Below are 22,069 nucleotides of genomic sequence, written 5' to 3'. Positions count from 1 at the left end.
ACATGCGTATTTCGTGATCATTTAGTAGGAAATGAGGTGGTCATGAGGTTCCTCCAGCGTGCCGCCGCGGTTGTCATGTTCCTGGTGAGCGCGGCGGGCATCCAGGCCGTACAGGGTGGACCGGCGCAGGCGGCTCTGCCCACCGCCGCCGTCGCGCTTGGCGACAGCTTCGTCAGCGGGGAGGGTGCGGGGGACTACCAGCCCGTCGTCGACGCCTCCGGTACGGCACAGGCCTTCCCCGGCTGGTCGGCGGCCAACAGCAATGCCTACTTCTGCCACCGGTCGGCGAACGCCTCGGTGTTCACGGCGTCGCTCCCGGGCATCCAGCAACGTTTCAACCTCGCGTGCTCCGGTGCCCAGCCCTCCGACATCGCCGCCCCCGCAAGCGCCCGGGCCGAGGGCCGCGCCGTCGCCTCGCAACTCGATCAGCTGCGCGCCCTCGCCCAGACGCACGACATCGACGTCGTCCTCGTCGGCCTCGGCTCCAACAACACCCAGTTCACCTTCGGCGACGTGGCCACGTTATGCGCCAACCGCTTCATCGCCGACGCCTGGACAGGCTGGTGGGAGTTCTGGGCCTACCTGAAGGGCGAAGTGCCGCAGAAGCCCTGCACCGCCTCGGACCTGGCCACCGACGCCGAGGTCGCCGCCGCCACCACCGAGACCACCGCGGCCCTGCGCCAGATCCTCGACACCCTCGCCCAGATCGACGCCGACGGCACCCACCAGGTGATCCTGCAGACCTACACCAACCCGCTGCCGCCCGACATCGCCGCGCAGTACCACGACGAGGACGGCCGCACCGACACCCGCGACAAGTTCCGCGCCCTCGGCGCCGAGCGCTACGCCGCCGGATGCCCGATCCACCGTGCGAGCCTCGCCCCTGGGCACGTGTTCTCCCAGAACCTCGGCTCCCTGGTCAAGAACGCGCATGCCACGCTGGCAGCCGAACGTCCGGCGGCCGACCTGCGCGTACTGGACGTCCAGAGGGCCTTCGACGGGGCCAGGCTCTGCGAGAACCCCGGCAGCCCGGCGGGCGCGCTCGCGACGCCGGTCCGGGTACAGGACGGGCCGTCCGGCACGTTCATCACAAGCCTGTCCGGCTGGGACAAGATCGACATCCAGCGGGCGGCGAACACCTGCGTCACCTACTTCCAGACCTGCCAGGAGTCGTGGCACCCCAACGCCGCGGGCCACACGGTCCTCGGCCAGTGCCTGGCCGGCGCCTTCGCCGCGGCGCCCCGCGCGGTCGTCTCGTGCGCCCGTAACGCGGACGGCACGCTCACCATGTCCTGACGTCTCCTCAGCTTCGCGTCCGGCTGTCTGGAGCCGGACGCGTCGCGGGGCAGGCGATCGGTCCGGGCAGCGTGGCGGGGACGGCGCCGCCGGAGCTGCCGTCGGCGCAGGCGTACGGCTGGGTGCTGCTGCCAGCACTGGCCCGGCTCGGCGATACCGCCCCAGGACCTGGCCACACCCGACGAACCGGATCTCAACCGCCGACGGCCCACGGCCGGCCGCCACCTCTCAACTGATCCACTCCGCCGGTGATCGCACGGCATCATGCCGTGCGCGGTGCCAGAACGCGGACACTGCTGCTGAGCTGGGCGTTCGCCGGGTGATCAGGCTGCCCTGTGGTACTCGTTGATCAGTCCTGTGACGGTCCTTCTGGCTGGGGTGGTGCAAGCGAGGGCGGAGGGAACGGCTCTGATGTGGGCGATGACGGTTCGCGCCCGGTGACCCGGGAGGTGGCGCGGGTTCTCTCGGGAGGATGACGTTCCGAGTCGCAGACGCTGTCTGTCGTGGTCGGCGCTGACGGCCGTCCGGTGGTCGCGCGGATGGACAGCAGGACCGCGCGGTCCGCGTGGTCTCGGGCGAGGACTCCGCCTGCGCGCGCCCGCACGTCACCCGGCCGGTGGCGCCCCAGACGATCGAGCTGACCCGACGCGCTTTTGCCGGCAGCCCAAAACCTTGACTACCTGGCCTTGGGGCAACTCCAGTCCTGAGACGGGCGCCGGATCGGTGTGAACGTCTTGGCTCGTTCCCGGGCGAGGAGCGGGAAGGGAGCCGGCGGGGAGCGGCTCGTCGCATCATTTCCTCAGCCGGCGGGCACCGGCCCGAAGCTCTCGGAACGGGAATGAGACATGACCTTGCACCATGCGGAGCGGCGGACATGACGCTGCGGCAGGAGATCGCTCCTCGGCTCTCCGCGGTGGCGGGCGCCGCCGTCGTCGAGCTCGAGGGCGTGACGAAGACGTTCGGCGCCGTGCGCGCGCTGAACGGCGTGACCCTGCGGATCGACCCCGGCCAAGTCTACGGAGTGCTCGGGCCCAACGGCGCGGGAAAGACGACGCTGATGCGCATCCTGCTCGGCCTGATCCGCAGCCATACGGGCACCGTCAAGGTCCTCGGCAGGACACCCGGCGACAGCCGGGCGCTGCGGCGGATCGGCGCGCTGATCGAGTCGCCGGCGTTCGTGCCGCACCTGTCCGGGCGCGCCAACCTGCGGGTGCTCGCCCGGGCGCGGGGCCTGTCCGAGGCGGAGGTCGGGCGGGTGCTGCGGGTCGTGGACATGGAGCGCGCCGCCGACCGGCGGGTCTCCGGCTACTCGCTGGGCATGCGGCAGCGGCTGGGGGTCGCCGCCGCGCTGCTCGGTGACCCGGCGCTGGTCATCCTGGACGAGCCGACCAACGGGCTGGACCCCGAGGGCACCGCGTCGATGCGCTCGCTGATCAGGGAGCTGCGCGAGCACGCCACCGTCCTGCTCTCCTCCCACCTCCTCAGCGAGGTCCAGCAGGTGTGCGACCGGGTCATGGTGCTGGACCGGGGCGAGATCGCGGCGGAGGACACGGTGGCGGCACTGCTGTCGCGCACGCCGTCCGGCGCGGTCGCCCTGTGGCTGCGGCCGGTGGACGCCGCGGAGCGGGTGCTGCGGGCGAACCCCGCCTGGGCGGGCGCCGTCCGGGCCGGCGGCGCCGACGATCCGCACTGGCGGCTCGACCTTCCGCCGGACGGCGTCCCCGGCCTGGTGAGAGCTCTGGTGGAGGCCGGTGTCGAGGTGCACGAGGCCCGGCGTGAGCGGCCGTCGCTGGAAGAGGTCTTCTTCGCCCTGACCGCCCACGATCATTCCCCGGGACACTCCCCGGGGCACTCCGCGGGGCATTCCACGGGGGACGCTTCGTGACCGCGGCCATGTCAGGACAGGTGAACCCGGTGGCCGGGGGCAGGGCAACGCCCTGGTGGCGATCGTGGTCCGACGCGCTGGCGGCCGAGGCTCTGCTGCTGTGGAGGCGGCCCGCTCTCCCGCTGATCGGGACGGGGTGGGTGCTCATGGTGGTGGCGTTCGGGTTCGGGGTGCCGTACATCGTCTACTCGACGCTCGATCCCGCCGGGGAAGCGGCCGAGCGTGCCGCGCTCCTGGAGATGCTGCTGCCCTCGGCCGCCCACACGACGGCGGCGGGCAGCTACCCCCTGTTCGGCGGGGCCACGATGCTGATCTTCGGAGTGCTCGTCACCGGCTCGGAGTACCGCTGGCGGACCTGGCAGGCCCGGCTGACGCAGGGCCCAGGACGGGCGCAGGTGATCATTGCCAAGGCCGTGGCGGGTGCGGCAGCCGTGACCGTCTTCGTGGCCGCGGCGCAGGCGGCGGCCCTGGTCACCTCGATGGTCATCGCGGCGGTCACCGGGCGAGCGGCGATCTGGCCGCCGCTCTCGGAGGTGGCCGCTGCCCTCGGCGCCACGGCGTTCCTGTCCATCGCCTGGATGAGCGCCGGGCTGGCGCTCGGCGTGATCTTCCGGGGCGTCGGCGCGGCGCTCGGCGTGGGGCTGATGTGGACGCTGGGGCTGGAGAACGCCTTGGCCGGGCTCGCCGGGATCGTCCCGGCCCTGCGACCCGTGCGCGCGATCCTGCTGGGGCCCGCCGGCGGCTCGCTCGTGGCCGCCCTGGGAACCCCGTCGCCGGGGGGAGGAGGCGTGGGAGTGGCCGCGTACGTGAGCGGGCCGGTCGCCTGCGCTGTGCTGCTCGCGTACGTCGCCGCCGGGATCGCGATCGCGCTCACCTTGATCAGCCGCCGTGACCTTGCCTGACGTTCAGAACCTCGACAAGGGGAGATCGTTGTGACAACCCAGCCTCGTGACGTCGTCCGCCCCCGGATGCGTACCGACATGGCCTTCCTCGAGACCCCGGACGGCATGTACGTCCGCGGGCGCGGCGACGGATTCCTCATCAGGGGCGCGGGAGCCTATCGCTACCTGTCGGCGCTGCTGCCCCACCTCGACGGCACCACGCGGCTGAGCGACCTGCTGGCGGACGTGCCCGAGGCGCAGGCCGCCAGCGTCAGGTCCCTGATCACGACCCTGGCCTCGCGCGGCGTCGTGACGGACGCGCCGGAGAGCGGCGTCGCGCTGGAGTCCGATCTCCGTGACCGGTTCTCGGGGCAGATCGCCTTCCTGGAGCATCACGGCGATGACGGGACCGGTTTCCTCCGGGCCGCGGCGGCGCGGGTGCTGGTGGTCTGCGACGAACCGGGCCAGGCGAGTGCGCTGGCCGGGGCGCTGGCCGCCAACGGGATCGGCAGCGCGCGGGGAGGTTGGGTCCGTACCGCCGACGCACGCTCCGCTGCCACCATGGTGACGGGTTCCGCGCCGATGACGGTGAACGGTGATTCCGCCGCCGTGGTGAGGGGTTCCGCGTCCGTGGCGGTGCACGGGGCTTCCGCCGCTCTGGCCGTCGAGGGCGTGGACGTGATCTGTCTGGTCGCCGCGGACCGGCCGTCGCCCGACCTCTTCGGACTGGCCGAGCGCGCCCGAGCGGCCGGGGCCGGCTTCGTGTCGCTGGTCCGGGTGGGGGACCGGCTGGTCCTCGGCCCCTGGCAGCCTGGCGGGAGCACGGTCGAGACCGTCCGCTCCGCGATGCTCCGCATGAGCGACAACGCCGTACCGGGGAGCGGGGACGTGTGGCTGGCGGCCGGGGGCGGCTCCGCGGCGACCGCCGCGCCTGAGGTGCTGCCCGCGGCAGCGGCGACCATCGCCGTCAGCGTCGCCGCGTTCGAGGTCTTCAAGCTGCTCACCGGCCGTATCCCGAGCGACATCGAGGACTCCGTCGTGATCGTCGATCCGGACCGGCTGAACATCCACATCGAGCACGTCGTGCCGCACCCGGCCACCACCCGCGAGCCACTGGCGGGCCTCCCGGACGCCGGCCACGCGGATACCGGCCTCGCGGATACCGGCCTCGCGGATACCGGCCTCGCGGATACCGGCCTCGCGGATACCGGCCTCGCGGTCGAGGGGCCAGTCGGTGCCGGGGTGCGGCCGTCGCAGGAGGAGGCCTATCAGCGCTTCAAGCACGTGGTCGCCGACCACGTCGGCATCATGCGCAGGTTCGACGACGACGACGTCCCGCAGATCCCGGTGAAGATCAGCGCGCTGATCGCGCCGTCCGCCGACCCCGCTCCGATCGTGGCCTTCGGCACCGGCACCCTGATCGAGGCCAGACTGGGCGCGCTCGAGGAGGCGTCCCTGCGCCACGCCGTCAACCTTCACCGCCGATGCCACGGCCTGCTGTCCCCGGCACCGGAGGAGGCCGAAGCCGTCGCGGCGGAGCGCGTGCGGGGCTGGCTCGGCGGTGCGCCTCTGGCGGGGGACCCTCTGGTGGCGGGCCTCGACCTGAGCGGGACGAACGTGCTCGCCTCCCTCGACCTGAGCGCGACGAACGTGCTCGCCTCCCTCGACGGCACCGGCACACCCGCGCGGACCGTCACGCTCGGCCTTCCCCGCAGCGCCGTCCTGGCCGGGCCCTGGGATCGCCGGGCCGCACGGTTCGAGCCGGACCTGCTCGGCGTCGCGGCGGGCCCGACCCTGCGGGCAGCGGTTTCCAGGGCGCTGCTCGGCGCGGCGGGCGCGTACACGGTCGCCGCCATCGCGCGGGGCGAGGTCCCCGTCACCCCCATGGCGGACTTCGCAGCCACGGGCGAGGACGCCGGTGCCGGTGCCGGTGCCGGTGCCAGGGTGGGCGACGGCAACGGCGACGGTGACGATGACCCGCGGCGCCTGGATCGCGTGGCCATGCTCGTGCGCGAGACCCGCGCGGACGGCTACCGGATCACGTTCTACCGGGCGCGCGGCGTCGTCCCCGTCGCGATCGTGCGCATCACCGGCGCCGCCGGCGACGATCTCGTCGCACGGCCGGGACGGACGTGGCTGGAGGCGGCCGAGTCCGCGCTGCTCGCCATCGTGGGGACGCGCCGGCTCGCCTCGTCCCCGACGGGCTGGACGGCGACGTGCGCGCCCGCGGCTCCAGCGCTCACCGGGTTCCCGCTGTCGTCCCCGCTGTCGCCGGACGAGGAGCCCGATCCGGCCGGGACCATCGACGACGACCTGCTGATCGCCCGCCTGCGCCGGGCCGGCCTGCGGGCCGGGGCGGTCGTGCTGACCCCTCCGGACCTGGCGGAGGTCACGAACGTCGTCCGGGTCCTGCTGTTCCGCGACGAGAGGAGGTGAACGGCCGGCGCCCACGCCGGCCGACAGCGTCACGCCCGTTCCGTGCAAGCAAGCAAGTGATCGTTCTGTACGAGAAAGGTAGACCATGAAATCTCTCAACCTGGAGCTGCTCGAGCTCGAGGCGGCCACGTTCGAGGTGGTCGACAGCCTCGACCCGTCGATGGACATGATGGTGGCTCCGGACGCGGTGGCCGGTGCGTGCAGCTCGTCGTGCAGTTGCTCAAGCTGCTGCTCGTGCAGCACCTCAAGCTGCTGCTCCACCAGCAGCAGCACCTCAAGCTGCGCCTGACGGCCCAAGGCTGCGGGCCAAGGCTGTTGGCAAAGGTCCCTGGCCCGCAGCACCTTCCGGTCGCGCGACCCCTCACGAACCGGTCCGCCACGATCCGCCTCACCCCGCCACGGGCACCCCATGCCCGGCCATGCCCGCCCATGCCCGCCCATGCCCGCCCATGCCCCCTGCCCGCCCGTACCCGTACGGAAGGTCCGCGTTCCTCGATGATTTCGACACATGAGACCCCCCTCGGACCGTCCCCCGCGGCCACCGCGGGGGAGTGGCTCCTGGCGGCGCTCGGCGAGCACGAGCCCGTCGTTGACGTCGCCGGCCTGGGCCTGCCCAGGGCGCTCCCCGCGGATCCCGCGGCCACGGTCAGCGTCCGCCTCGACGCTGAGACGATCATCGTGGCGGCCACCCCGGGCGGCGGCGGCCCGTGCCCCAGGTGCCTGGACCGCCGCTGGACCGGCTGCCGGTCGATGCTGGAGCAGCAGATCCTGGAGGAGGCGCGCGGGGTCGTCACCTCGGCGCCGGCCGCGCCGGCCCCGCACGTGGTCGCGATCGTCGCCGCGCTCGTCGAGGCGGCCACGGAGCAGACCGTGCCCGGTGCTGCCATCCAGCCGGTCTGGGAGGTCAGCACGCGCAATGCTCGCATCTCCCGCTACCGGCTGATCAAGGACTCGGCGTGCGAACGCTGCGCGGCGCCGTCGCCGGACAGCGCGGACGGCGCCCGCGTCCCGCTGGCCCCCGCGCCGGTGGCGAGCCCGGGGGCGACGCGCGGCCTGGCGCCGGAGGAGCTGCGCCTGCCGATGGACGCGCTGGCCAACCCGGTCTGCGGCATGCTGGGCCGGCCGCCGCTGCGCATGTACCAGGCCACCGCCACCGCCCCCGCCACGGGCCGGTTCCTCGTGCGCAGCAAGTACGCCTTCCACGAGTTGTACTGGAGCGGGCACGCCGAGAGCTACGCCAGGAGCGAGCTGTTGGCCGTGCTGGAAGGGCTGGAACGCGACGCGGGCCAGCGTCCCCGCCGCGTGGCGGTGGCGCGCCGCGCGCGGCCGGGCGAGCTCGACTCCCCGCACGTCGACATGGAGCAGTGCGGGCTCTACGACCCGGGCTTCTACCGAGCGCACGCCGACAAGTACGTCCCCTGGCACGAGAACCCGGAAGTCCCCTGGGTATGGGGCTGGTCGCTGCGCGACGACCGCGCCGTCCTGGTGCCCGAGCAGCTCGTCTACTACCTGGACCACCGCTCGGACCACCGCAACACGATCCAGGAGTGCTCCAGCGGCTGCGCGTCCGGCAGCTCGGTCACCGAGGCGGTCCTGCACGGCCTGCTGGAGCTCATCGAGCGCGACGCGTTCCTGATCAGTTGGTACGCCGGGCTCACACCGCCCGAGATCGACCTCGACACGGTGGCGCATCCCCTCGTGCGGCAGATGCGCGCACACGTGGACCTGATGGGCTACGACCTGCGGTGCTTCGACATCCGAGTGGACCTGCCCGTCCCCGCCGTGGGCGCGGTCGCCGTGCGGCGCGACGGCGGGTACGGGCGGTTGTGCTTCGCCGGAGGCGCGTCGCTCGACCCCGCCGACGCCGTACGGGCGGCCGTGTGCGAGGCCGCCACCTACGTCACCGGCTTCGACGACCGGGTCACCGCGTCGCTGGAGCACGTCGAGCACATGGCCGCCGACTACGACCACGTCGCCGAGTTGGCGCACCACGCGCTGCTGTTCGGCCTGCCGGAGATGGCGCCGCACGCCGACCACTGGCTCCGCCAGTCCCGCCGCGTCCCGCTCCGCGAGGCGTTCGCCGACTGGGAGGCCGCGCGGGCGCCCGTCACCGACCTGGCCCAGGCCGTTCGGGACCTGGTGGGCCTGCTCGCCGGAGCGGGGCTGGACACCGTGGTGGTCGACCAGACCACGCCCGAGCAGCGGGCCATGGGCCTGCACACCGTGGCCACGCTCGCGCCCGGGCTGGTGCCGATCGACTTCGGCTGGCGCAGGCAGCGGGTGCTGTCCATGCCGCGGACCCGCTGGGCACCCTACCGGGCGGGCCGCACGCCGCACCCCCTGCGGCCCGAGCAACTCCACCTCGTCCCGCATCCCTTCCCGTAGGAGAGACCGTGGTCAGTACGCCGAGCGACGCGGCGACCGCGCTGGACTACGCGCGCCGCGTGTTCGACCGGCAGCGCGTCCCGCTGCCTCCGCTGGGGTTCCAGGTCGACTGGGCCGACCAGCCGTCCAGGCACAAGCTGTACACCGACGTGGTCAAGGTGCCGCTGCCGGAGCCGTCGTTCGCGCCCCCGCACGCCGCGACCGACGCGGTCGTGCGGGCCGCGTGCGGGCCCGCCGCGGCGACGGCGCCGCCGCTCGGGGCGCTGGCCTCCCTGCTCGGGTGCAACGGGCTGGCGGACCGCCGCACGGAGCCGAACTGGAACGACGACAGCGACACCAAGCTCCGCTCCGACCGGGCGGCCTGGGCGCGGCCGACGGCGTCGGGCGGCGGCATGTACCCCGCCGAGAGCTATCTGGTCACCGGCCGCTCGGGGCCGCTCCCGCCCGGCGTCTACCACTACGACACCGCGCACCACAGCCTGGACCTGCTGTCGGACGGCGACCGCCGCCACGCGATCGCCGCGGCCACCGGCACGCGCGCGGAGCTGTACGTGATCGCCACCGTGCGCTTCTGGAAGAACGCCTTCAAGTACAACACCTTCAGCTACCACGTGGTCACCCAGGACGTGGGCGCGCTGCTGGCGTCCTGGCGGCTGGTCCTGGCCGCCCGGGGAGCGCCGGTCGAGCCGGTCCTGTGGTTCGACGAGCAGCCTGTCAGCGAGGTCCTCGGCGTGGACGGGCACGATGAGGCGCCGTTCGTCGTGCTGCCCCTCGGCCGAGCCGCCGCGTACGAGGCTCCGCCGGCGCGAATCGACGCGGGCCGGCCGCGTCCGGTCTGGGAGGCCTCGCGCAGGGTGCGAACGTTCGAGCTGGTCAGCCGCGTGCACGCGGCCGCTCTGGTGGGCGACCGGCCGCGCCCGGCACCGCAGGCGGCGCGCTCCGGCGCGGCCCGCCCGCAGGGAGGCGGTCCCTTGGTACCCCTGCCGCGGCCCGTCCCCGCGGACGGCGATCTCGACCTGGGAGAGAGCCTGCGCCGGCGGCGGACGAGCTTCGGCCTGTTCAGCGGCGCGCGGCCGCTCGCCGCCGGGGACCTGGCCTGGGTGCTCTCGGCGGTCGCGGGCGCCGGCCTGGCCGGCACGGACGTCGCCCCCGCCCCCCGCGAGCATCCGTGGACCGGCCTGCACGTCATCTCCATCGGCGTCGAGGGGCTGGAACGGCGGGCCTACGCCTACGACGCCGCCCGGGGCGGCCTCGTCCCCGGCGGCCCGGTGGACGTCACCCGGCTGCAACGCCTGTACGCGCTGGCGAACTACAGCATCCCGGAGGTGGGCGCGATCCTCGTGGTCACCGGCAGGCTGGACGACCTCGTGGCGGCGTACGGGGCCCGCGGCTACCGGATGCTCAACATCGAGGCCGGCCACGCCGCGCAGACCGCCTACCTGGCGGCCACCGCACGCGGGATCGGCTGCGGAGCCGTGCTCGGCCTCGACAACCCCGGGGTGGACGAACTGCTCGGCACGGCCGGCACCGGCGAGAACAGCCTGATCTTCATCCTGCTCGGCCGCGAACGCACCCCCGGGCTCCGCTACGACCACGCCCTGTACGGCTTCGCAGCCGCCACGCGAGAAGGGACCACGCGATGACCGACGTCCTCCCGCATCCCCCGCCCCTCCTGGGCGCGGACGTGCGCCGCTGGCGGCTCGGCGAGGCGTTCCTGCTCCGCGTGGCCGGCCTGCCCGCGCAGGCCGCCGCCGAGCTGCGCACGGGCACGGCGACGGCATGGGCCGAGCGGGTCCTCGACGGCGAGGCCGCCAGGGACGCGGCGGGCCGGCGGCTGCGCGAGGAGCTGGAACGCGCCGTCGCCGGGCTGGACCGCGGCGACCCCTGCCGCGCCGCGCTGATCAACCTGCGCAGGGACGTCTTCAACGCCCGCCGTCCGCGCCCGGCCGTCCTGGCCGCCTCCGCGCCGCTGCTCAACCCGGACGTGGAGGCCCTGCTCGCGCGGTGGCGGCAGTCCATGGCCGCGCTGGACGACCTGCTGGCCGAGGGCGGGCCGCTGCTCGCCGCCGACGTCGCCGCCGCCAGGCGGAGGGCTCGCGCCGTGCTGGCCGACGAAGGGCTGCGCTGCGCGGTGCTGCTGCAGTCGGAGGTTCTGGAGCGCAGCATGGACCGCTACCTCGACCCGTCGAGGGCGCTGGACAAGAACGGCAGGCAGATCGAGCGGACCCTGCTGGAGCTGCTCTACCGCGCCGCGCTGAAGACCAGCCCGTTCAGCACGCTCACCGCGGTCGGCCTCGGGCGCTTCGCCTCCGGCGCCGGCCGGCCGCTGCCCGAGCCCGCGTCGTTGCGGCAGCGCTCGTCCGTACGGCTCAACGTCGCCGTGCTGGCGCGCCTGTCGGCCGCCATCCTCGCCGACCCCGGCCTGCGCTCGCAGACCGTCGTCACGCTGGCGCCCGGCGCCGGCGCCGACGGCGAGAGCACGCGGTACATCCGGCGCAGGACGATCGCCGGCACGGACACCGAAGCCGCCGTCTCGCTCGACGACGTGCACGAGGACCTGTTCTTCCTGCCGAGCGGGCCGGCGCTGGACGACGTCGTGGCCGTCACCAGGAACGCCAGGCTCACGCTGCGCGACCTCTCCGCCCAGGTGGCCGCCGCGGACGCCGGACGCACCCTGGAAGCGGTGGAACGGCTGCTCGGGCACCTGCTCCGGCTCGGGCTGCTGGTGGCGCCCGACCTCCAGATCGACCTGCGGGCGCCGGACCCGGCGGCGGCCTACACCGGCGTTCTGGCCCGGCAGCCGCACCCGGCGCTGCGGGAGGTCGCCGCGGTGCTCACGCGGGTGTGCGGGCTCGTGGACCGCTACCCGGCCACGCCGGCCAGAGAGCGGGCCGCCGTGCTGGACGAACTCCGCTCGCGGGTACGCGAGGCGTTCTCCCTGGTCGGGGCACCGGAGAAGGCGCTGCCCCGAACCCTGGTCTACGAGGACACCACGATCACCTTCGACGGGATGGAGACCGACCGGGCCGAGTGGGAGGCCGCGGCGCTGCCGTCGCTGGCCGCGCTCGCCGACATCCTGCCCGCCTTCGACCTGAGCCTGCCGCGGCGGCTGACCGCCCTGGGCTTCTTCCTGGCTCGGTACGGCGCCGGCGGCCGGTGCGAGGACGTGGAGCGCTTCTGCCACGAGTTCCAGCGCGACTTCTTCGCCCCGTACGCGGGGCGTCTACTGCGCAGGCGGCCCTTCGACGACGACAACGCCTATGTGCCGCAGGAGAACTGGTTCCGGCTCGCCGAGATCGAGGCTCTCGACAGGGCCCGCGAGGCCGCGTCGCTGTACCTGCGCGACGTGCCGGAGAACGCGGAGGAGATCCGGCTCGGCCCGGACTTCGTCGAGGCGGTGCGCGGCCACCTGCCGCCCGGCGGCCGGTTCGACCAGCCGTGGTCGTTCTTCGTCCAGCAGGCCGCCGGCAGGCTGGTGCTCAACCAGGCGTACGCGGGATCGACGCTGATGTTCTCCAGGTTCGCGCACTGTCTGGACGCCGGCGGAGCCGGCGCCCGGCACCTGCTGGCCGGGGTCCTGCGCCGGCACACGCCCGCCGGAGCGGTGCTCGCCGAGCTGCGTGGCGGCTACGAGACGACCAACCTGAACATCCATCCGAGCGTCACCGACCACGAGATCGTCTGCTCGGGTGACGTCAGCACGCGCCCGCCGTCCGAGCAGATCCCCCTGGACGACCTCGTGCTGGAGCACGACCCGCACGAGGGGCGGGTGAAGCTGGTGTCCAAGCGGCTCGGCCGCGAGGTGGTGCCCCTCTACCTGGGCTTCCTGCTGCCCATGGCGCTGCCCGAGGTGCAGCAGGTCCTGATGTGCTTCTCCCCGGCGGGCATGGCCCCGATCGACCTGTGGGCGGGCACCGGGCGGCCGGTGCCGGCCGACGGCGTCACCGCGTACCCGCGGCTGGTGCTCGGCGACCTGGTCGTGCAGCGCCGCATGTGGAAGCTGGCCCCCGCGGCGTTTCCGCTGCGCGATCCCGGCCACACCGACACCGAGCACCTGCTGAGGGTGCTCAGGTGGCGGCGCGAGCACGGGCTTCCCGAGCAGGTCTTCGCCCAGGTGAACGGCCGCCGGGAGAACGGGCGGGGGCCGTCGCGCAAGCCGCTGCCCGTCGACTTCGGCAGCTGGCTGTCGCTGCGGCTGCTCGACCAGCTCGCCCGCGGCGCCTCGTCGCGCATCGTGCTGACCGAGTGCAGCCCCGGGCTCGACGAGCTCTGGCTCCGCGACGAGCACGGGCGCCCGCACGTCAGCGAATACCTGATCGAGCTCTACGACACGGCAAGGGAGCAGCATGGGTGACGAGTGGGTGGCGCTGCACGTCTTCTACGCCGGCGACACCAATCCCATCGTCGTCGAGGCCGTCCGCCCCCTCGTGCGGCGGCTCAGGGACGACGGCCTGATCGGCGGCTGGTTCTTCATCAAGTACTGGCAGGAGGGGCCGCACCTGCGCCTGCGGTTCAAGCCGGCGTCGCCGGCGGCGCGGGAGGAGGTCACCCGCCGGGCCGTCGGCGCGATCGAGGAGTTCCTCAGGCGCCGCCCCGCCCTGTACGAGACCGACACCGAAGGGCTCGCCGACCTGTTCAAGAAGATGTACCTGGCCGAGTACGGCGAGGAGAGCTGGAACGAGGAGTACGGCGCCGACGGCATGATGCCGTTCCGCCCGAACAACAGCATCGCCCTGCTGCCGTACGAGCCCGAGCTCGGCAGGTACGGCGGCACGACCGGCATGCGGATCGCCGAATGGCACTTCGAGCAGTCGAGCGACCTGGTGGCACAGCTTCTCGCCACGTCGAACCTGCATGTCCGACCTGTTCTGCTGGGCTCGGCCGCGCAGCTCACCCTGATCGCCGCCTACACGTTCCTCAAGGAGGACGCCGCGGTGCGCCTGTTCTTCCAGCGGTACAGGACCTTCTGGGAGGAGGCGTACCAGGAGCCGTCCAGCGACCAGCACGGGGCGTTCGACAGGAGCCTGGAGCTGACGCGGGACACTTTCGCACCCCGGCTGGCCAGGATCCGGGCACTCGCGGCGGGCGCCGCCGAGCCGTCCGGCATGGAACGGACCTGGCTGTCGCACTGCCGGGACCTGCGCGCCCGCGTGCTCGCCGCCGCGGACCGGGGCGAGCTGGAGTTCCCCGGCGGGACGCCCGGCCCGGATGACCTGGCGACGGTGCTGCTCAGCTCCTACATCCACATGACGAACAACCGGCTCGGCGCCTCCATCCTGGACGAGGTCTACCTGTCGTACGTCGCCAAGCGCATCCTGGCTCCGCAGCCGGTGAGCCCGGTATGACGGTCACCGGTAGCGACACGAGCGACGCCGCCTGGCTGGAGGACGCCCGCCCCCGGCTGAGGAGCGCCGTGCGGGTGGGGCCCGCCCTGGCCAGGGGCCCGGCCACCATCCACTATGTCGCCGACGCACAGACGCGCGCCTACTTCCAGGTGGGGCCGCGCGAGGCGTTCCTGATGGGGCGGCTCGACGGCGCCCGCAGCCTCGCCGACATCGGCGCCGAGTACGCCCGCCGCTTCGGCCGCAGGCTGGACGCCGCGCACTGGCAGCGGCTGCTCGGCCTGCTGGCCGACCGGCAGCTCCTCGACCCCGCCGGACCGGACGAGCTGGCCCTCATCAGGGAGAAGGCGGAGCTGGCACGCAGGTCCGAGGGGCGCTCCGCGCTGCACCGGCGCATGCCGATCCCGGGCGCGGCCGACCTTGTGCCGGCGATCGGGCGGCGCGCGGGCTGGCTGCTGCACCCGGCGGTGGCCGCGCCGCTGGCCGTGGCCGGGTTCGCGATCTGCGTGCTCGTCACGCTGAACTGGCCCTCGCTCTACTCGTCGGTGCGGCCGGAGTGGGCCCCGCTCGCCGCGCTCCTGGCGTGGCTCATGTACGCCCTGCACGAGCTGGGCCACGGCGTGGCCTGCCACCGCTACGGCGGCCTACCCACCCAGATCGGCGTCATGTGGCGCTTCCCGCTGATCGCGCCCTACTGCAAGGTCGACGACGTCGTGACGTTCCCCAGCGCACGACAGCGCGTGGCGACGGCGTTCGCCGGGATCTACGTCAACCTGGCCCTCCTGGTGCCGCTCGGCGCGTTGTGGCTGTGGGGGCCCGGCTGGTCGCGGCCCCCGCTCGCCGCGCTGCTGCTCTCCGGCGTCACCATCGTCCTGGTCAACCTGCTGCCGGTGCTCCGGCTCGACGGCTATCACATGCTCGAACACGCGACGTCCACCGCCGACCTGCAGGGGGAGTCGTTCCGGTTCGCGGCGGCGTTCCTGAGACACGGGCCCGCGGGGGTGCGGGCCTACCCGCGCCGGGCGAGGTGGCTGCACGCCTCGTACACGCTGGTGTCGGTGGCAGTCCTCGCGCCGGTGGCGTTCCTCGTCGTCCGGCTGTGGTTCGAGACGCTCGCGGGGCTGTGGGGGGCCACGGCGGCCGTGCTCCTCCTCGGCGCGGAAGCGGTCGTCGTCGGCGCCCTGCTGCGCTGGGCGGTGCTGCGCCGGCGGCGGCGCGCCTAGGTGCCGAACGCTATAGGTGCCGAACGCTAGGTGCCGAACGCGTACGGCAGGCCGGCGGGCCGGAGCGCGGCGCCGCCCTGGAGTATCCCGCGCTCCACGCCCTTGAGCACGGGGCCGGGCTCCAGCCCGAGCTCGTCCACGAACAGCCTGCGGGCCTGCCGGTACGTCGCCAGCGCCTCGGCCGTCCGGCCCGACGCGTGCAGCGCGATCATCAACTGGGCGCGCAGCCGCTCACGGAACGGCTGCTCGGCGACCAGCCGGTAGAGGTCGGCGGTCACCTGCGAGCCCCTGCCGAGCGCCATCTCCAGATCGATCCAGTCCTCCTGCGCCGACAGCCGCCGCTCGGCCAGCCCGGCCGCCTCCCTGCGCATGACCCGGCCGGGCACGCCGGACAGCGGCGGCCCCTGCCAAAGAGACAGGGCCGCCTTGATCTGCTGGGACGCCTGCGCGAGCCGTCCCGACGCGGCCAGCCGCCTGGACTCGGCGAGCTGCCGCTCGAACAGCGTGACGTCGAGCCGGCACTCGTCGACGTGGATGGCGTATCCCGCGGGGGACGCGGTGATCTCGGCCCCGGACATGCCGAGGTCCCTGATGCGCCGGCGGAGCATCCAGGCGCAGTTCTGCAACTGGTGGCGCGCTCCCTCCGGCGGTGTGCCCTCCCACACGGCGTTGGTCAGGGACTCCACCGGCACGGGACGGTTCGGGTTGAGCAGCAGCGCGGCGAGCACGACCTGCTGCCTGGGGCTCTTGATGATCATGTGGTGGCCGTGGCCGAGCTGGAGGGGGCCCAGGATCCGGAACTCGATCTGCGGCATCGTGCCTTCCCTTCGACGCGGAAGTCCACAACAGGATCAAGTGATCGTCCGCCCGCAACATCCGGGAAACTACGGAGCCTCCGGAGCCCCTGATCTCTCCGTAGTTTCCCGGATGTCGCCGGAGCCCCGCCGCCGGATCCTGTTCGTGTCTTCCGTACCGAAGGGACGGCGCGATGCTCTTACCTGGGCCCCTGCCTGGTTCCGCCGGGAGCCGGCCGCCCGCGCCGGTGCGCGAGCTCCCACCGTACTGGTGGTCGCCGGGTCTCACCTTGGCGGAGCGCCTGGCCCTGCCGGGCCGCCCGCCCTCCGCACGACCGGCGGCGAACGGGACGGCGGCGGGGACAGCGGACGGGACGGCGAACGGGACAGCGGACGGGCCGGCGGCTGGGACAGCGGTCGGGCGCAGGCTGCTGCGCTGGCGGGAGTGGCTCGCGGCGGCCCGCGGAGGCTTCGCCGGCATGCTGGCGGCTCGCGGGCTCACCGAGGCCGGCCTGCGAGATCTGCTCGGCGAGGACGCCGCACATCTGGGACGGCGCGTCGCGGCCGGCGAGCCCCGCTGGGCCCGCACCGTGCGGGAGGTGCTGGACGCCTCCGGCGAGATGCCCGCTCCCTGCGAGAGCGAGCCCTCCTGGGACGCGGGCTTCGGCACGATCGTGGCGCCGTTCGTGCGCCACGCCGTCGAGCGGCTCGCCTCGTCCGCTCGGTCGCGCGGGCTCGACGACGAGGCCGCGCGGCCCGCCATGGCACAGCACCTCGAACGGGAGCTCATCGTCCTGGCCTCGCGCACGCTGGTCCTGGAGCTGAACGTCATGCGCGTCACCGGGCGCCTCGGCGGCGACACCCCCGCCGCCCGGTTCGCCTCCTTCGTCGAGCAGCTCTCCACCAGGGCGGGGCTGGCCGGGCTGCTGTCGGAGTACGTGGTGCTCGCCCGGCTCCTCGCCCAGGCCACCGACCAGGCCGTCGAGACCGTCCTTGAGCTGCTGGAACGTCTGGAGTCCGACCGAGCCCGCATCGTCGCCCGCGTCTTCGGCGGCGCCGACCTGGGGCGGCTCCGCTCCGTGGAGCTGGGCGGCCTGGGGGACGCGCATCAGGGCGGGCGCTCCGTCGGGCTGCTGGCCTTCGAGAGCGGCGCCCGGCTGGTGTACAAGCCGCGTCCGCTCGCGGCACATCGCCACGCCAACGACGCCATCCGCTGGCTCGACGGCCGCCTGCCCGGGTACGGGCTGCGGACGCTGGCCGTCCTCGACCGGGGCGCGTACGGCTGGCTGGAGTTCGCGCGGCACGCGCCGTGCGAAGACCGCGACGGCGTCGCGCGGTTCCACCGCAGGCAGGGCGCGCTGCTGGCGTTGCTGCACGCCCTGGACGGCGCCGACTTCCACTTCGAGAACCTCATCGCCTGCGGCGACCAGCCCCTCCTGGTGGACCTGGAGGCGATCCTGCATCCGGCCGTCCACGAGCGGGCGCGCCCCGACCCGGCCCTGACGGCGCTGGACGAGTCGGTCGCGCGGGTGGGCCTGCTGCCCAGCGTCGTCTGGAGCGAGGACGGCGGCGCGGCCGACCTCGGCGGCGTCGGCGGGGACGCCGGGGCTGTGCTCCCGTACAAGACCGTGCGGTGGGCGGAAGCCGGGACGGACGAAATGCGGCTGACCCGCGAGCACGAGGTGCTTCCCGGCAGCAGGAACCGGCCGGTGCTGGCGGGGCGGGCGGTCGGCCCCGGGCAGTTCGCACAGGAATTGCGCGAAGGCTTCCGCACCGCCTACCGCGCCATCGCCGCCGGACGGGACGAGCTGGACGGGCTGTTGGACGCGTTCGCCGGCGACACGGTCCGGGTGGTGATGCGGGCGACGCAGCTCTACGGGACGCTGCTGCTGGAGTCGACACATCCGAACGTCATGCGCGACGCGCTGGACCGGGACAGGGTGCTCGACCACCTGTGGGCGGCATCGACGGACGACCCGGCCCTGCTGCGGCTCGTCGAGACGGAGATCGCGGACCTCTGGGCGGGCGACATCCCTCTCTTCACGACCCGGCCGGGGTCCAGGAGCGTGTGGGACGGCCGCGGCGTCCGGTTCGCCGAGATGCTGGGGCAGGAGAGCCTGGCGCACACCCGGACGAAGATCGCCGGAATGGGGGAGCACGATCTGGCGGTGCAGGACTGGGTCGTGCAGGCGTCGATGGCGACCCGCTCGGACCGTCCGGCCCCGGAACCGATCCCCGACCCGCCCACGACGCGGTCTCCCACGGATCGGTCTCTCACGGATCGGTCTCTCACGGATCGGTCTCTCACGGAGGCCGATCCCGGCCGGGCGCTTGAGGCCGCGTGCGGGATCGCAGACTCCCTGGCGCAGCTCGCTCACGCCGCCGGCGAGCGCGTGAGCTGGCTCGGCATCGAACCCGTGGCGGAGAACCGGTGGGCGATCAGGCCGTTGGGGCTCGACCTCTACAGCGGCACGACAGGGGTGGCGCTCTTCCTCGGGGAGCTCGCCGCGCTCTCAGGCGAGCAGCGTTACGCGGACCTGGCCAGGCGGGCGTTGTCCGGAGCGGTGACCGCCGCCGACCAGGTGACCTCGTACCCGGCCGGCCCGCCCGACGGCCTGTCGTGCGGGCCGTTCGACGGGTATCTGGGGCTGGCGTACACGCTGGCCCGCCTGGGGCCGGTGCTGGGTGAAGGAGATCTCGTCGGGCCGGTCGAACCGCTGCTGGCCGCCGTGGTTCCGGCGATCGCCCGCGACGAGGCGCTTGACGTCGTCGGCGGGGCCGCGGGCGCACTGGCCGCGTCGCTCGCGATCCTCGACGCGACCGGCCTGCCGATCGCGGCACGGCTGGCGAGAGCGAGCGCCGACCGGCTGGTGGAGACCGCCGAGCGGCAGGACCGCGGCGTGGCCTGGCGTGGCGGCGTCCCAGCCGTACACCCCCTGACGGGCTTCTCCCACGGGGCCGCGGGCATCAGCTGGGCCCTCGCCCGCTACGCGATCGCCACCGGCGAGCGGCGTTACGCGCGCACCGCGGACGCCGCCTTCCAGTACGAGCGCGCGCAGTTCGATCCGCGCCTGGGCAACTGGCCGGACCACCGCGACAAGCCCGACACGCTCGGCGGCGACCCCGGACATGTCCAGGCGTGGTGCCACGGCGCCCCCGGCATCGGCTTGTCCCGCGCCGACCTGCTCTTCCGCCACGCCACGCGACCCTCCGACGACCCCGGGTGGCCCGGTGCGGACACCGCGTCGCTCGCGGGGGATCTCGATCGGGCCCTGGCCTCCTACCTCGCCACTGCTCCCGGCTCGACCGGCCACAGCCTGTGCCATGGCGAGCTGGGCAACCTCGACCTCCTGACCACCGCCATCGCCGCCGGCCGGACCGAGCTGACCTCGGAGCGCGATCGCAGGCTGGCCATCGTCCTGGACCAGCTCGCCGCCGGCCCCCGCTGCGGCACGCCCGTCGCCGTGCCGATCCCCGGCCTGATGACCGGCCTGGCCGGGATCGGCCACGGCCTCCTGCGCCACGCCTTCCCCACGCGGGTGCCGTCGGTCCTGCTCCTCCAGGCCCGACCACGAGAGCGGTCCTGACCACGAGCAGGCCCGACCACGAGAGCAGTCCCGACCACGAAAGGAGTCGCCCGGTGCGCCGTCGTGTCCCGCTCCGCCGCCAGTTGACCATGAACGAGTGCGGCGCGGCCTGCCTGGCGATGGTGCTCTCCTACCACGGCAGGGACACCCACGTCGCCGAGTGCAGGGAGCTGCTGCGGCCCGGCAGGGACGGCGTACCCGTCACCGCGCTGGTGGCGGGCGCCGAGCACCACGGCCTGCGGGCGAGCGTCGAACGAGGCCCGGAGCCGTTCGCCGGGCCGCTGCCGGAACCGGCCATCGCCTACCTGAGCGGGCACCACTTCGTCGTCGTGACCGGCGTGACGGACGGCCACGTGGAGATCGCCGACCCGCGTGCCGGTCACCGCCGCCTCACCCGCGCCGCGTTCGCGCAGGAGTACGGCGGCGTGATGATCAGTCTCACGCCCGGCCCCCGCTTCGAGCGGCGGGCCGCGCGTGCCCGGCCCGTCATGGTGCGGTACCTGCGCGAGTTCGTCGGCGTGCCGGGCGGGCGACGGCTGCTCGCCGTCGTCCTGCTGCTGAGCGCCGCCCTGCAGACGCTCGGGCTCGCGCTGCCGCTGGCGACGAAGGTGGTCGTCGACCAGGTGATCCCCGCCGGGCGTGACGACCTGCTCACCGTGCTCGCCACCGCGGTCCTGGGCACCGCGCTGACGTACGGGCTGCTCACCCTGGTGCGCTCGCGACTGCTGCTGGCTCTGCGCGCCCGCGCGGACCGGCGGCTGACCGGACGGTTCGTGGCCCACCTGCTGTCCCTGCCGCTGGACTTCTTCCTGCAACGCAGCCGCGGTGACCTGCTCATGCGGCTGAGCAGCGTGTCGGCCGGCCGGGACGCCGTCACCCAGCAGGTGCTCGCGCTGGGCCTCGACGCGGTGCTCCTCACCGGGTACGTCACCGCGCTCGCGTTCCTGTCACCCTGGTACGCGCTGGCCATCGGCCTGCTGGGTGCCGCGCAGGCCTGCGTGACGCTCGGCTCCTACCGCCGCGTCGGGGCGCTCTCCCGCGACGAGCTGGCCGCCCGCACCGAGGAGTACGGCTACCTGGCCGAGGCGCTCCAGGCGATGCTGCCGGTCAAGGCCAACGGCGTGGAGGCGCGGGCCCGCCTGCGCTGGGGTGAGCTGTTCGCGGCCTACCAGGCGGCGATGATCCGCAGGGGCGTGGCGACCGCCTGGTTCGAGGGCGCGCATGCCGCGCTGACCCTGCTCGCCCCGCTGGCGCTGCTGTGCGGCGGTGTCTGGCTGGTGCTCTCCGGACAGCTCTCCCTGGGCACCATGCTGGCCGCCAACGCGCTCGGGCTGTCCGTGCTGGCGCCTCTGCAGGGGTTCGTGGGCGTGGTTCAGCTCCTGTCGATGCTGCGTGGGCAGGTCGAGCGCATCTACGACGTGCTGGACTCGGCTCCCGAGGCGAGCGGGCCGCTGGTGCTGCCCGCCGGACGGCCGACCTCCTTGGCGGCGCGGCGGCTCACGTTCAGGTACGGGCCGCGAACCCGTGCGGTCCTGGACGACGTCACCTTCGACGTCCCCGCGGGGGCCAAGCTCGGCGTCGTCGGACGTACGGGGTCGGGCAAGAGCACCCTGGCCCTGCTGGTGCTCGGGCTGCTGCGGCCGGACAGCGGCGAGGTGCGCCACGACGGCGTGCCCGTCGGAGAGCTGGACCTGGGCGAGCTGCGCCGCGGCTGCGGCGCGGTGCTGCAGGAGCTGTCGCTGTTCAACGGCTCGATCAGGGACAACATCACGCTCGGCGACCCTGACACGGCCGACGCCGACGTCGTGGCCGCGGCCACCATGGCGGGGCTGCACGCCGACGTCACGCGGCTGCCGATGGGGTACGAGACGGCGGTCGGCGAGGGCGGCGCGGCGCTGTCGGCCGGGCAGCGGCAGCGGGTGGCTCTCGCCCGTGCCCTGGTCCACAAGCCCCGGCTGCTCATCCTCGACGAGGCCACCAGCCACCTGGACCCCGAGACCGAGCGGCGGGTCGACGCGGCGCTCTCGGCGCTGAGGGTGACCAGGATCGTCATCTCCCACCGGCCCAGCGCGATCCGCAACGCTGACGAGATCGTCATGCTCGACGCGGGCCGGATCGTGGCCCGCGGCACGCACGAGGAGCTGGCGGCGGCGCCCGGACCGTACCGGGAGCTGTTCGGTGACGCGCCGGCCGCGACGCCGGTGGGCGGATGGCCCGCGGGGGGCGACTGACGTGATGCG

Annotated in this window: 13 protein-coding genes; 12 read left to right on the top strand and 1 reads right to left on the bottom strand. The window is 73.9% G+C overall.

Annotation, left to right across the window (positions count from 1 at the left end):
* Window positions 1-42 precede the first annotated feature (42 nt).
* The 10 genes from ACBJ59_RS25350 to ACBJ59_RS25305 all read left to right on the top strand — a co-directional run bounded on the left by ACBJ59_RS25350 (window position 43) and on the right by ACBJ59_RS25305 (window position 15,448).
* Entirely contained in the window at window positions 43-1,296 is a 1,254-nt protein-coding gene (locus tag ACBJ59_RS25350; RefSeq protein ID WP_375112733.1) for a hypothetical protein, read from the top strand.
* 874 nt (window positions 1,297-2,170) lie between these two features.
* A complete protein-coding gene (locus ACBJ59_RS25345) occupies window positions 2,171-3,181 on the top strand; it encodes an ABC transporter ATP-binding protein (RefSeq protein WP_375112732.1) in 1,011 nt (336 codons plus the stop codon).
* Window positions 3,178-4,083, top strand: a complete 906-nt coding sequence (locus tag ACBJ59_RS25340) for an ABC transporter permease subunit (RefSeq protein WP_375112731.1) — start codon at window positions 3,178-3,180, stop codon at window positions 4,081-4,083. Before ACBJ59_RS25345 ends, ACBJ59_RS25340 begins: the two co-directional genes overlap by 4 nt.
* A 30-nt stretch (window positions 4,084-4,113) precedes the next feature.
* Window positions 4,114-6,498: a hypothetical protein gene (locus ACBJ59_RS25335; protein ID WP_375112730.1), complete on the top strand. Its 2,385-nt coding sequence runs from the start codon at window positions 4,114-4,116 to the stop codon at window positions 6,496-6,498.
* Window positions 6,499-6,583: 85 nt separating this feature from the next.
* Window positions 6,584-6,787, top strand: coding sequence for a hypothetical protein (locus ACBJ59_RS25330; RefSeq protein WP_375112729.1), 204 nt, complete (start codon window positions 6,584-6,586; stop codon window positions 6,785-6,787).
* Window positions 6,788-6,993: 206 nt separating this feature from the next.
* The gene (locus tag ACBJ59_RS25325) at window positions 6,994-8,883 is read left to right on the top strand and encodes a TOMM precursor leader peptide-binding protein (protein WP_375112728.1); all 1,890 of its coding nucleotides are present in this window, start codon (window positions 6,994-6,996) and stop codon (window positions 8,881-8,883) included.
* Window positions 8,884-8,891: 8 nt separating this feature from the next.
* Window positions 8,892-10,526, top strand: coding sequence for a SagB family peptide dehydrogenase (locus tag ACBJ59_RS25320; RefSeq protein ID WP_375112727.1), 1,635 nt, complete (start codon window positions 8,892-8,894; stop codon window positions 10,524-10,526).
* Window positions 10,523-13,237, top strand: coding sequence for a lantibiotic dehydratase (locus tag ACBJ59_RS25315; protein WP_375112726.1), 2,715 nt, complete (start codon window positions 10,523-10,525; stop codon window positions 13,235-13,237). Before ACBJ59_RS25320 ends, ACBJ59_RS25315 begins: the two co-directional genes overlap by 4 nt.
* Entirely contained in the window at window positions 13,230-14,228 is a 999-nt protein-coding gene (locus ACBJ59_RS25310) for a thiopeptide-type bacteriocin biosynthesis protein (protein ID WP_375112725.1), read from the top strand. Before ACBJ59_RS25315 ends, ACBJ59_RS25310 begins: the two co-directional genes overlap by 8 nt.
* Window positions 14,225-15,448, top strand: a complete 1,224-nt coding sequence (locus ACBJ59_RS25305; RefSeq protein WP_375112724.1) for a hypothetical protein — start codon at window positions 14,225-14,227, stop codon at window positions 15,446-15,448. The genes ACBJ59_RS25310 and ACBJ59_RS25305 overlap by 4 nt, the downstream gene beginning before the upstream one ends.
* 26 nt (window positions 15,449-15,474) lie before the next feature.
* On the opposite strand, the gene ACBJ59_RS25300 is transcribed toward ACBJ59_RS25305, so the two are convergent.
* Window positions 15,475-16,263 carry a BTAD domain-containing putative transcriptional regulator gene (locus ACBJ59_RS25300; RefSeq protein WP_375112723.1) on the bottom strand — a complete coding sequence of 263 codons (789 nt, stop codon included), beginning with the start codon at window positions 16,261-16,263 and terminating at the stop codon, window positions 15,475-15,477.
* 173 nt (window positions 16,264-16,436) lie between these two features.
* On the opposite strand from ACBJ59_RS25300, the gene ACBJ59_RS25295 reads away from it, so the two are divergent.
* Together ACBJ59_RS25295 and ACBJ59_RS25290 are read left to right on the top strand one after the other, a co-directional pair.
* Window positions 16,437-19,829 (top strand): type 2 lanthipeptide synthetase LanM family protein, encoded by a 3,393-nt coding sequence (locus tag ACBJ59_RS25295; protein ID WP_375112722.1) that lies wholly within the window; start codon window positions 16,437-16,439, stop codon window positions 19,827-19,829.
* A gap of 53 nt (window positions 19,830-19,882) precedes the next feature.
* Complete coding sequence (locus ACBJ59_RS25290) at window positions 19,883-22,060, top strand: peptidase domain-containing ABC transporter (protein ID WP_375112721.1); 2,178 nt, start codon at window positions 19,883-19,885, stop codon at window positions 22,058-22,060.
* Window positions 22,061-22,069 lie beyond the last annotated feature (9 nt).

The organism is Nonomuraea sp. MTCD27, assembly GCF_041950495.1.
In the GTDB taxonomy this organism is placed as follows: domain Bacteria; phylum Actinomycetota; class Actinomycetes; order Streptosporangiales; family Streptosporangiaceae; genus Nonomuraea.
This window is presented reverse-complemented; position numbering and strand designations above follow the sequence as displayed.